Annotated in this window: 11 protein-coding genes; 5 read left to right on the top strand and 6 right to left on the bottom strand. The window is 67.3% G+C overall.

Annotation, left to right across the window (positions count from 1 at the left end; translation table 11 throughout):
- Nucleotides 1-68: 68 nt before the first annotated feature.
- A complete protein-coding gene (locus AC1DNG_RS03635; RefSeq protein ID WP_476886636.1) occupies nucleotides 69-1,223 on the top strand; it encodes an AI-2E family transporter in 1,155 nt (384 codons plus the stop codon).
- Between the two features lie 39 nt (nucleotides 1,224-1,262).
- A complete protein-coding gene (locus tag AC1DNG_RS03640; RefSeq protein ID WP_476886637.1) occupies nucleotides 1,263-1,931 on the top strand; it encodes a GAP family protein in 669 nt (222 codons plus the stop codon).
- An 88-nt stretch (nucleotides 1,932-2,019) separates the two neighbouring features.
- Here the strand turns inward: AC1DNG_RS03640 and AC1DNG_RS03645 are convergent, their stop codons facing one another.
- A complete protein-coding gene (locus tag AC1DNG_RS03645; RefSeq protein WP_476886638.1) occupies nucleotides 2,020-3,615 on the bottom strand; it encodes an MFS transporter in 1,596 nt (531 codons plus the stop codon).
- Nucleotides 3,616-3,956: 341 nt separating this feature from the next.
- On the opposite strand from AC1DNG_RS03645, the gene AC1DNG_RS03650 reads away from it, so the two are divergent.
- Complete coding sequence (locus tag AC1DNG_RS03650) at nucleotides 3,957-4,598, top strand: LysE family translocator (protein WP_476886639.1); 642 nt, start codon at nucleotides 3,957-3,959, stop codon at nucleotides 4,596-4,598.
- 99 nt (nucleotides 4,599-4,697) lie between these two features.
- Nucleotides 4,698-5,723: a thioredoxin-disulfide reductase gene (gene trxB / locus AC1DNG_RS03655; RefSeq protein WP_476886640.1), complete on the top strand. Its 1,026-nt coding sequence runs from the start codon at nucleotides 4,698-4,700 to the stop codon at nucleotides 5,721-5,723.
- Between the two features lie 74 nt (nucleotides 5,724-5,797).
- Here the strand turns inward: trxB and AC1DNG_RS03660 are convergent, their stop codons facing one another.
- From AC1DNG_RS03660 to ribA, 5 genes are all read right to left on the bottom strand, one after another.
- A complete protein-coding gene (locus AC1DNG_RS03660) occupies nucleotides 5,798-6,931 on the bottom strand; it encodes a hypothetical protein (RefSeq protein ID WP_476886641.1) in 1,134 nt (377 codons plus the stop codon).
- A gap of 169 nt (nucleotides 6,932-7,100) precedes the next feature.
- On the bottom strand, nucleotides 7,101-7,607 hold the full coding sequence (locus AC1DNG_RS03665; protein ID WP_476886642.1) for a universal stress protein: 507 nt from the start codon (nucleotides 7,605-7,607) through the stop codon (nucleotides 7,101-7,103).
- Between the two features lie 116 nt (nucleotides 7,608-7,723).
- Nucleotides 7,724-8,581 carry an SDR family oxidoreductase gene (locus AC1DNG_RS03670; RefSeq protein WP_476858674.1) on the bottom strand — a complete coding sequence of 286 codons (858 nt, stop codon included), beginning with the start codon at nucleotides 8,579-8,581 and terminating at the stop codon, nucleotides 7,724-7,726.
- A gap of 117 nt (nucleotides 8,582-8,698) precedes the next feature.
- Nucleotides 8,699-9,496: a dioxygenase family protein gene (locus AC1DNG_RS03675; RefSeq protein WP_476886643.1), complete on the bottom strand. Its 798-nt coding sequence runs from the start codon at nucleotides 9,494-9,496 to the stop codon at nucleotides 8,699-8,701.
- Between the two features lie 43 nt (nucleotides 9,497-9,539).
- The gene (ribA, locus tag AC1DNG_RS03680; protein WP_476886644.1) at nucleotides 9,540-11,459 is read right to left on the bottom strand and encodes a GTP cyclohydrolase II RibA; all 1,920 of its coding nucleotides are present in this window, start codon (nucleotides 11,457-11,459) and stop codon (nucleotides 9,540-9,542) included.
- Between the two features lie 224 nt (nucleotides 11,460-11,683).
- Here ribA and AC1DNG_RS03685 point away from each other — a divergent pair, with 224 nt between their 5' ends.
- Nucleotides 11,684-12,022, top strand: coding sequence for a YnfA family protein (locus tag AC1DNG_RS03685; RefSeq protein ID WP_476886645.1), 339 nt, complete (start codon nucleotides 11,684-11,686; stop codon nucleotides 12,020-12,022).
- Nucleotides 12,023-12,029 lie beyond the last annotated feature (7 nt).

Genomic DNA, 12,029 nt, shown 5'->3' on the forward strand with positions numbered 1-12,029 from the left:
TGGCCAACTCGCTATTCATGAGGCCATGAGGCTTCTAAGATATGGCTAGGCTGAACCAAGGAGGGCTCATGGAGCCGGAACCATCGGAATCCAATCCACGTTCGGCCCTCCCCCGCACCCTCATAATCCTGCTCGCCCTGGCCAGCGCGACGATTTCAGCGTTCGGCCTCGGCGCGATCCAGGGAATAGTCACCCCCGTCTTTTTTGCCTTCGTGCTGACGCTTTGTGTCCATCCGCTGCGCCGCTGGATGCAGGCACGGGGAATTTCCCGGGGCATCGCCACCGGGACCACTATCGCGGCTGTCTTCGGGTTGCTGACCGCCTTCGCCGCAGTCCTGATTGCCTCGCTCGCGCAGTTCTCCGCGCTGCTGCCGCAATACGCCCCCCAAATGGCCGAGATCGGCGCCAGGATCTCCGCGCTGCTGGAATCTGTTGGATTTGGCCCGGAGCAAGCCCAGGCAGTCCTGAACGGGTTTACGCCGGGCCGCATCATCGGGTTCCTCGGCGGCCTCCTGGGAAACGTCGCGAGCCTGGTGACCAGCCTCGTGATCATCCTGACGATGCTCATTCTTATGGCGATTGACGGCTCGCGCGTGCCGGCGCTCCTGATTCATCTGAACTATCACCGGCCGGCACTGGTTTCAGCGCTCAACGGCTTCGGAACCGGTGTGCGCCGCTACATGGTCGCCACCACGGTCCTCGGAATCGCGCAGGGGTTGTTCAACTGGCTGGTTCTGGTCATCCTGCAGATCCCCGGCGCCCTGCTCTGGGGGCTGCTGTCTTTCATCTGCAGCTTCATCCCCAACATCGGGTATTTCATCGCCATCATCCCGCCCTTGTTCTTCGGCTACCTCACCGGGGGCTGGCCGACCGTCGTGGCAGTCATCATCATCTATGGCGGAATCAACAGCATCATCCAGTCGATCATCCAGCCGAAATATGTGGGCAACGCGGTGTCGCTGAGTGAGACGTTGACCTTCTTCTCCGTCCTCTTCTGGGCAGTGGTCCTGGGTCCTGTCGGCGCCGTCCTCGCCGTCCCCCTGACGCTCTTGTTCCGGACCATCCTGCTCGATTCCGACCCGACACTTGCATGGTGGCGGCCGTTGACGGGCGACAAGAAGGACCTCGAACTGCTCATCAAGGAAGAAGACAAGGCGATCCGGGCCCGCCGCGGACGACTGAAGACGGGCCGTCCGGACACCGGAAGCGGGCCGAAGGCATGACATGCCGTCGGGGTGCTGCCGGGGGACGGTGAGGGGGGCATGCTGAGCACTCTCAGCAGCCTGGCTCTCTTCGCCCTGGCCGGGGCTCTCAGCACAGTGCCTGTCAGCGTGACGATCATGATTCTGCTCTCGCCAACTCCGCGCCGCGGCGCCCTTCCCTTCCTGATCGGCAGCCTCGCGGGTTCGATCGTGGTCGTGGGCCTGGCAGCGGTCGGGCTGCAATTCCTGCCCGTCAAGCCGCCGCGCCTGCGTAGGGACGAATGGGTGGCACAAATTGCCATTGTGATCGGTGCGCTTCTGGTTGCGTACGCCGTGTACCTCCTCGTGAGCAAGGGCGGCCGGGACAACGCCATGCTTGGCAAGATGAAGTCGCGGTTCCGCTCCGCCCGGCCCTGGGAATTCGTCGTACTGGGCCTGGGCTTTAACCTTCGTCCGAAGGCGCTCCTGCTGGCCGTCACCGCCGGTGCCGTGATCGGTGTCCAGGAACTGCCGCCGCTGCCAAGCAGCCTGCTTGTCCTCGCATACGCCGCCGTGGTCCAGTCAGCCGTCATCATTCCGGTCGCTGTGTGGCTGCGCTCCCCCGAACGGGCCCAAGTGCCGTTGACCGCCCTGTACGACTGGCTGCAGCGCAATGGCCGCAGGATTGCGGCGATCGCGACGCTGACGATCGGGATCTTCCTCGTCGGCTACAGCCTTCTCCAGCTCTAATCGGGCTGCCCCGAAACCACGCGCCCCGCCGGATCCCGGGGAACTCCGCTGTCAGGGGGTGCAGCCTGGACGCTCGCCGCTGTGAACTTCAGCCCAGGACGCTCCCCTCGCCGGTGCCGGCGGGCTTGGGGTCAGGGATCCGAATCATGCGGAACGAGGTGCCGAGCCCGGCGAGGCCGGCAAGGATCGGGACGAACAGTGCAATCTGGAGGGCCAGGGGCCGTGCCTCCGTGTTGATGCGGATGATTTCGTTCTGGATGTCCTCCGGCTGGCCGGCGATCTGTTCCTGGAGTTGCGCGTCGCTCATCACCTGGGCGTCGTCTTCCAGTACCGTCGCGACCTGCTGCTTGTCGTCGGGCGGGAGGACCGTGCTGGCATCCGACAAGCCGATGAAGATGGTCGAGAGCGATGCCAGCATGATGCCGCCGGCGAACGCGAGTCCGAAGGACAAGCCGAACGATCCCGCGGCCGAGTTCACGCTGGCGGCCTCGCTGACCCGCTCGTCCGAAATCGGGGACAAGGTGTAGTTGTTGAGCTGGGATACCAGCAGCCCCAGGCCAAAGCCTGAAATGATCAGCGGGATCAGCAGCCACCAGCCGGAGTCAGCTCGCGGCACGATGGGGACCAGCACCAGCAAACCCGCGATCAGAAACAGAAAGCCCCACCGTATGAGGCTGGCCGGGCGCCGCCTCCCGGACCTCTTCCCGACGATCATGGCGACGGCGAACATGGTCAGCGAGAGCGGGGCGATGGACAGGCCTGACTGCATCGCGTTGTATCCGAGCACCATCTGAAGGTAGATGGGCAGCACGATCATGGTGCCGCCCAGAGCGATCTGCTGGAGCATTTGTCCCGTGGCACCAAAGCGGAAGGCTTTTGCCTGGAACAGGTCCGGATCCAGCAGCGTCGGCTTGTTGCGGCGTTTGCGCTGAAGGAGCCAGTAGACCAGGCCGCCCAGTCCGACGGCGCCCACAGCCAGGAGTGCGCCCACTGCCTCGCCGCCTTCCTGCCAGACCAGGATTCCGAGCACGACGCCGCCCATGCCGACGATGGACAGAAGTGATCCGAAGAGATCCAGTTCCCGGGGCCCGGTGTACGGCACGTCTTTGACGAGCTTGATTCCGGACAGGACGACCGCGATGATGAGGGCCTCGAGCAGGAAGGCGACGCGCCAGGACAGGAACGTGGTCAGGAAACCGCCGAGCAGAGGCCCGACGGCGGCGGCGATAGCGGCCGACGCACCGACGAGGGCGTAGACCCGGTGCTGGGCATCTCCCTCGAAATTTCCGTGGATGAGGGACTGCATGGCGGGAAGGAGCAGCGAGGCGCCAAGGCCGCCGATCAGGGCCCAGCAGATGATCACCGGGAGGAGAGTCTGGGCCAGGGTCATCGCCACGGCGCCGACGGCGTAGCAGGAAAGCCCAATGACGTAGGCGCGCTTGCGCCCGATCAGGTCGCCGATCTTGCCGCCGATCAGGATAAAGGCCGCGGATACCAGCGCCTCGAGGGCGATTGTCGACTGGAGTCCGCTGACGGTCGCGCCTATGTCGTCCACCACCGCGGAGATCGAGACGTTCATGATCGATGTGTCGACAACCAGCACGAACATCGCCATCGCCAGCAGCAGCGCCAGCCTTTGGTTGAACTGCACCGGCGGGGTCGCGGCGTCCTTTGGAGAGTTCATCGCGGTCCGCCTCCCACACTCGATGGCTCGCTCGGGTCCACCACACAACCGGACATGTCGCCTCCTCTGGAGCAGACCGGGCAGTTCACGCATGAGCATGGTCCTGCAGGCACATCCCACCAGCGCCCACCGCAATGCGATGCTGATGCAAAGCTAGCGGTCCGGCCTCCTGACCGAATCATGCCCAGCGGGTGAGGTTGCTGCCACCTTCCGCCGGCAACGAGGCGGGGCTGCGCTCCGGTGGTGCCCGCGATGGCCTAACGTAGAAGGCTGCCCGGGTTTCGTTCCCGGGCGAAATTCACCACCCACCGCTACAGACTGACGCCCGGAGGAAATCCCAGATGCTGGAACAACTGGCAGCCTTCGTGCTGACCTGCCTGGTCGTAGTGGTGGTGCCCGGACCCGACTTTGCGCTTGTCCTCAGGAATGCCCCCCGCGGCACACGGGCGGCAACCACAGCCGCCGCCGGCATCATGGTTGGCAACACGATCCTTGCCGTACTGGCGGTGCTCGGTGTCACGGCGCTGCTGGGGGCCTCGGAAGTTGTCGGGACCGGGATCAGAATTGCCGGGGCCGCCTACCTGCTCTACCTGGGCCTGCGCGCCTTCGCTGAGGCGTTCGCCAGAAAACCCAAACCCCGCCAACCCCCGTCACCGGCAGCAGAACGCCAACGCGGCGGCAGCTCACCTTTCGTGCAAGGAATGGTAAGCAACTTGCTCAACCCTAAAGTCGCCGTCTTCTACTTGTCGCTGTTCCCGCAGTTCACTGTCGCCCCGTTGCCGCCCCTCGCCCAGCACGCGTTGATGGCGGGCATCTTCCTGCTTATCGCGTTGGCCTGGTACGTGCTGCTGCTCAGCGCGCTCAAGAAAGTGACCGGAGTCCTCGCCCGGCCCCGGACCAGCCGGATCGTCGTCGGGAGTTCAGGCGCCGTCCTGGTCGGGGTTGGCGGCACCATCCTGACTCAGACGCTGGCCTCCGCCTAGCCGCCCGGGCACGCTCCCGCGCAGCGTTCCCGGGTGTCTAAACTCCGGATCAACCGCGGGGGCGTTGATAAGCGCCCCACACGGCGGGATGATCAGCACATGCCCGGCAACCGTCACCGAAGGAGCCCGACCGTGAGCGCCGCCATCAAGACAACCGAGAAGCTGATCATCATCGGGTCCGGTCCCGCGGGCTACACCGCGGCGATCTACGCCGCCCGGGCCGGGCTCAAGCCTCTCGTCATCGCCGGTGCGGTCACTGCCGGGGGCGCCCTCATGAACACCACGGAGGTGGAAAACTTCCCCGGTTTCCCGGGCGGCATCCAGGGCCCCGAACTGATGGACGGCCTGCAGCAGCAGGCCGAAAAGTTTGGCGCGCAGGTGGTGTTCGACGACGTCACCGAGGTCCGGCTCGCCGGGCACCTGAAGCGTGTGGTCACCGGCGGCGGGGAGAGACATGAAGCGCCCGCGGTCATCCTCGCCACGGGCTCGGCGTATAAGGAACTGGGCCTGCCGGAGGAGAAGAAGTTCAGCGGCCACGGGCTCTCCTGGTGCGCCACTTGCGACGGCTTCTTCTTCCGCGACCAGGACATCATCGTGGTCGGCGGCGGCGACTCGGCGATGGAGGAGGCCACGTTCCTGACCCGCTTCGGCAAATCGGTGACCGTGGTGGTCCGCAAGGGCGAACTGCGCGCCTCCCGGATCATGGCCCAGCGGGCCAAGGACAACCCGAAGATCAGGTTCGCCTGGAACTCCGCCGTCACCGCGATCCACGGCAACGGCAAGGTCACCGGTGTGACCCTGACCGACACCCGCACCGGCGACACCCGGCAGCAGGCCGCCACGGGCATCTTCGTCGCGATCGGGCACGTGCCCCGGACCGAGCTTTTGGCCGGCCAGATTGACCTCGATGCCGACGGCTACATCCAGGTCGACTCCCCTACGACGGTCACCAACCTGACTGGCGTCTTCGCCTGCGGCGACGCCGTGGACCACCGCTACCGCCAGGCCATCACCGCCGCTGGCACCGGCTGCGCCGCGGCCTTGGACGCCGAACGCTTCCTGTCCGCGCTCGAGGACGCCGACAGCATCGCCACAGCGCTGGTCGCAGAACCGACGCACTCCTAGGCGAGCCTTGAAGCGGCCCTTCCCGACGGCACTCCCGGCGTCGGCACTTCCGTCGTCGGCAGGCCCCGCGGCACTTACGGGTCGGGCACTGCGCTGTCTGTTGCGGAAACTGGCCGGTTCGCAGGCTCAGCCGGCGATGGCAGCGGCCGGGCCGGCAGGTTTGCCTCAAGCTGGTCGGCATCAACGGCTGCGAGGTTACGGATCAGGATGATGAGCCAGGCGAAGATCAGCGACGCGGCGATCAGCTCCACCGCGGTCAGGTTGTAGTAGCCGACCGGGAACCACAGCACCGCGGCGACGACGATGACCGCCAGGAAGAGCCACCCCAGCGCAGCGAAGGTGGCCGAGACGGACGGAACCAGCGTGCGGATGCGGACAATCAGGGACGCGAAGACCACCACCATGCCGGACGCGACCAGGGTATGGAGCCCGAAGCGCTCATCGACGGGGAACAATCCCACGCAGGCGAGGAAGACGCCGATCAGGGCGATCCCGCCTTCGAGCAGCCTCACCCGATGCAGCGCGGACGGGGACTTCGCGGTCGCCGCGAGGGTCGCCGTCGCATATCCCGCCAGCGTGGAGATGACGACGCCGGCGACGATCAGGGTGAAGTTGAACGCCACTCCGGAGACGTCGGAGCTCATGCCGAGGGCACTGAGGTTCTCCTGCCACCACAGTGGATCCTGTGCGGTGAGCATGCTCGTGAGCAGGCCGGTGACCAGGAAGCCGGCGAGGAGGGCGGCGAGCCGGTAGGCGGTCATGCTGAGCGCGGACAGGTAGGCGATATAGGCGCTGATGGCTCCCGTGGTCCCGACCAGGACAGCGGCCGCGAACGGGTAGACGACCGCACCGATGAACGCCTGCTGAAACAGCGAAAAGAGCGCCAGCCAGCCGAGCAGGAAGATGCATGCGTGCGCCAGCGCGAGTGCGGCGATATCGATGGACGTGCGGATCCGGCCTCCCCCGCGGGCCTCCGGTGCCACAGCCGGACGACGTTGCAGGCAACCGGCCACCACCGCCCCGGCGCCCACCACTGCCGTGCCGATCGAGGCAATGTCACCGACTGAACCCCGTCCGGACAACGGGACCGGTTCCCGCCCGATCAGCAGAAAAGCGATGCCGCCCAGGACGAGGAAGGCGGCGCTGCCGACGAAGAGCGCCCGCGCCTCTGACGTGACGGCTGCTGGCTTGTTCGGGTTTACCATCACTCACTTCGATTCGCTGGCGTTGACTGCTCGTGCAGTTCCGCCGTCAGCGTCAGCCCCTCGTGCTCCAGCAATCTTTCGCATCCCGGGCGCTCGCACACCGGCGGTACTCCAACGCTATGGCCGCGGCGGCCCGGGGCCGTCACCCGGAACGGATGAACCGGCGCGTGCGTCACTGACCCGCGTGCGGAACGACCAGTACGGGCCTGCCCTGCAGACGGGTCAGGGAAACGCTGACCGAGCCCTCCAGGAGCCGGCCCATCTGGGCAATCCGCCCAGGCCGCTGCCCGCCGACAATCAGCGCAGCCGCGTCCGCGCTCTGCGCCAGCCGGTCCAGGGCGTGGGCAACTTCGCCGTTCAGCACCCGGAAGGACCATGCCCCGCCGGGAGGACCGAGAATGCCCTCAAGGCAGCTGAGCAGCTGTGAGGCCGGGTATTCGGCTTCGACATTCGGGGCAGGATCCAGTGAGGTGCCATCCAGGACTCCGGCGGGCTCCCACTCCGTGAGGTAGCTCGCCGGGTCCACGAACGCGCAAATCAGGTGCACTCCCATGATCGCGGCGAGCCCGGCGGCGGCCCGTACCAGACGCCCGTCGAATTCCCACGGCACACCGAGAACCAGCGGGCCGTCCGACCATTCACCGGCCCCGGCCTGCTGAAAATCACCGGGAGTTTCCATGAGTCCTGTCAGTCGACGCGCGCACCCGCAGGATGTCTATGCCCTGCGGGCGGAGCGGGAATCCACGCCTTCATTATGCCCACTCCCGGCCTCCCGGTCTCCCTGGGCAGTGCGGATTAGCTCGCGGCGGCGGACGTCAGAGCCTGCAACAGCGGCGTCGTCGGCCGCCCGATCAGCCGGGACAGCTCGCCCGTGACGGTCGCCAGCAGGCCCGCCTCGGTGTCCGCGTCCAGGGCTGCGAGGAATCCCGCGGTGCCCGCGTCGAGGCCGGCAGCGGTCAGGACCTCAACCAGTTCCGGGGCGGAGACGGGCTGGTAGACAACTTCCCGGCCCGTGATCCGGGTGATCGCCGTCGCCAGTTCCTTGAAGTTCCAGGCGTAGTCGCCGGAGAGTTCGTACGTGCGGCCCTCGTGCCCGGCGGAGCTGAGCACCGCCGCGGCCGCGGCCGCGTAGTCAGCCCGCGTCGCGCTGGCCACCCTGCCGTCACCGGCAGCGGCCACGACGGCGCCCGTCTGCTTGGCCGTCGCCACGGTCTGGGCGTAGTTCTCGGTGTACCAGCCGTTGCGCAGGATGGTGTTGTCGAGTCCCGACGCGCGGATGAGCTCCTCTGTTGCCTTGTGCTCGGGCGCCAGGATCAGTTCGGTGGTGTCCGCGGCCAGGACGGATGTGTAGGCGATGAACCCGACGCCGGCGGCCCTGGCAGCGTCGATGACGTTGCCGTGCTGCGCCACCCGGGAGCCCACCTCGCTTCCGGAAACCAGCAGGAGCCTGTCAACGCCCGTAAGCGCAGCCTCGAGAGCCGCGGGATCGGAATAGTCCGCGACGCGCACCTGGACGCCACGTGCAACCAGCTCCCGGGCTTTCGCGGCGTCGCGCACGATGGCCACCAGCGAATCCGGTTCCTGGCTGGTGAGCAGTTCATCGAGGACCAGCCTGCCCAGCTGTCCTGTCGCACCCGTTACTGCAATCGTCATGTTGCGCTCCTCATCAGTGGTCAAGCCACGTCACGTTCTGGTGCGCCGGCGATCCGGCGCTGGCAGGCATAACCGGACCCCGGTCCGGTTCATTCCCCTTGTTACGTTGTGCGACCGCTACGTCAGGGTCCACGACCGCTTGGACAACCCGAACCAGAACCCGTCGATTGCTGTCCTGGCCTGGATGTCTCCCGAGCCGCACGCAGCCCCGAGGGCAACATAGAGCGGAGCCCAATGCTCGCTGCGGGGGTGCGCTTCCCGGGCGGCGGGTGCCTTGTTCAGGAAGTCGAGGATGGAGTCGACATCGCCGCGGGCCATGGCCTCCTCCGCCCAGTGGTCGAATTCACTGGAGGCCGCGGGAGGGGCGGAGTCCGGTCCCCCGGCGGGATTGAACCAGCGCAGGTTGTGCGTCGTGAATCCCGATCCGACAATCAGCGTGCCCCGCTCCCGCAAGGGCCCCAGCGACATGCCGAGGTCGAACAACCCCTGAGGATCAAGCGTCGGCATGGACATCTGCACGACCGGCACGTCGGCGTCGGGGTACATCTCCTTCAGCGGAACGTAGGCGCCATGGTCCAGCCCGCGGCTTTCATCGCGCTCCACGTGATGGCCGTGGCCGGCGACGAGCTTCTCGACTTCGGCAGCCAGCTCGGGCGCCTGCGGGGCGTCATAGGCCACCTCGTAGTACTTTTGCGGGAAACCGCCGAAGTCGTAGACCAGGCCCGGATCCCGCCCGGTTGCACTGAGCGTCACGGGGGCGTTTTCCCAGTGGGCGGAGACCATGAGGATGTCCCGGGGCTTGCCGAAGGTGCCGGACCAGTCGTGGAGTTCGCGGGTCCACGTGGAGTCGTCGGCCAGCGGCGGTGCGCCATGGCTGAGGAAGAGAACCGGGGGGCGGTCAGTGGTCTGAGTCATGGGATCATCCTAATCCATTTTGATTGAAGCTTCAAGCTTTCGGTCAGAACGAGGGCACACTGAACCCCAGACCCAGAAGGCCCCGGCCCGCCTGCTCGAGAACCGGATCCCGCGTCAGCGCCGCATGGTTCATCAGGACATTGACGTCGCGCTGGATCCGCTGGAGCGGATGCGACAGCCGGTGCACGCCCCCGCCGGATCCCAGCATGATCACCCGAACCGCCTCGGCCGACGCCTCGCCGCTCAGGGCGAGGGACAGCCGGTACTGCCCGCGGTCCGGCTCCGTCATGGTCGAAGGCCCGCGCGCATGGGCGGCACAGACCACCCGGACCGCCTCCTGCCAGTGCAGCCGCGCGGTGGCCACCAGCCCGAAGGCGTGCGCATACCGGACTTGCGCGAGCGGGGAGTCCGCCTGGCGGCTCTCCACGGTGTGCTTGACCTTCCGGACCAGAACCAGCTCGCGGAACAGGTCGAGCGCGTATTCGGCAGACCCCAGGGCAGCGGCCGGGGCCACCATGTTCAGCAGCGCGCCCATGGGGGTATGGATCAGCGGATCCGCGTGGAGCAGGCTCCCCGGATTGGTTTCCGCGCCCAGGAGTTCCCAGTCCAGAGTTCGATGCTCCGGGACGAACAGGTTCCCTGCCCGAATGTCGTTGCTCCCGGTACCCCTCAGGCCGGCCGTCTGCCACACGTCGAGGAGCTCGACGTCGGCCAGCGGCACCAGGCACTGGAGGCGCACGTCGCCGTGCTGCGCGGCGAGCAGCGCCCACTGGGCATGCATGACCCCGGAGGCAAAGGTCCACCGGCCCGAGATGGAATAGCCTCCCGGCACTTTCCTGGCCACTCCAGCCGGCGCCCCGGTAGCGGCCGCCAAGGGAGCCGGTCCGTTCGCAAAGACCTCGTCCTGCGCCTCCCGCGGCCACCGCGCGAGCATCCAGACATGTTCGATCAGATGGCCGGCACTCCACGCCGTGGAGGCGCACCCCCGGGCAAGCCGGCGCACCACCTCCACATAGGCTTCCAGGCCCATGCCGAATCCGCCGACCCCCTTCGGGGAAAGCATGTGGAAGATTTCGGCCGCGTGCAGCTCCTCCATGGTGGCGTCCGGAATGCGCCGGAGCTCCTCGGTTTCCGCGGCCCGCTCGCGCAGGCCGGGCACGAGCCCCTGGACCCGGGCGAGCATGTCGTCATGGGTCGGGACGGCCGCCGCCGCCCGGGCACCGGCCCGGGACGCAGCCCCGACGTCGCCAGGGGCACCGCCGGGCGCACCGGCGACGGGTCCGGCGTCGGACGGGAGCACGAGCGTGTGGCCGGTATGGTCACGTTTTGCGGCCAGGTACCGAAGATTGGCCGCCGAGGCATGGACGCCGGTGGCGACCTGCCCGGACACTTCGAGGCCGAGGCCGGTCAGCTGGGCTGCCTTGTCCGGGTTGTTGCTGAGCAGCCGCAGCGTGCCGGTACCCATTGCCCCCAGCATCTGGGCCGCCGCCGTGTAGTCCCGCTCGTCTTCGCCGTGGCCCAGGGCCAGATTCGCGGCATAGGTGTCCAGGCCGCCATCCTGCAGTGCGTAGGCGTCAAGCTTCGAATACAGGCCGATGCCGCGGCCTTCCTGGCGCAGGTAGAGCAGGAAGCCCCCCTCGGCGGCAATCCGCTCCACGGCCTCCCGCAGCTGCGGGCCACAATCGCACCGCTGGCTCCCGAATACGTCGCCGGTGAGGCACTCGCTGTGCAGCCGCACCAGCGGTCCGGCACCGCCTCGCGCCGCGCCCCGCAGCGCGTCCTCCCACTCGCCGAGAGCCAGCAGCAGGTGCTCCTTGCCGTCGGCGAGCCCGCTGAAGCTCAGCACTTCGGCAACGGCTTCGAACCCGTCCGGGAAGCGCAGCGGCACGAAGACGCGGCTGCGCACGGCGGCCGAAGGCGCTGCGGCCTTCGGCGTTGCAGTGGTTTCTGGCGCAAGGGTCATCTCGGGTCCTCAGGTATTGGGCAACAGGTGCTGACGTTGGCGGGGCGGAGCCGTCAAGCCAGTCGGCTTCGAGCAACACGGTCTTTCCGGCCAAGTTTACTTGAACCTTAAAGTTATAGGACCGGGTGGCAGGTGATGCAAGCGATGACCCCGCATGACGGCCGGGCGGGCGCGTCGGCGCGCACCGGCCCGGATAGGCAGCCAGCCGGTGCCATCATGAGGGCGTGACTATCCCGAAAACCATCCTGTTGTTCGTCCTCGCCGCCATTGCCGAAATAGGTGGGGCCTGGCTCGTCTGGCAGTCCGTCCGCGAGGGCCGGCCCTGGTGGTGGGCCGGGCTGGGTGTCGTGGCGCTGGGCATCTACGGCTTTGCCGCGACATTGCAGCCGGACGCACACTTCGGGCGTATTCTCGCCGCGTACGGCGGCGTGTTCGTGGCCGGCTCACTGGCCTGGGGCATGATCTTCGACGGCTTCCGGCCCGACCGGTGGGACGTCCTGGGTTCGGTGATCTGCCTGTTCGGGGTCGCCGTCATCATGTTCGCGCCCCGCGAGGCCGGATGACCGCTGC

This window comes from Arthrobacter sp. 01T425 (assembly GCF_056398725.1).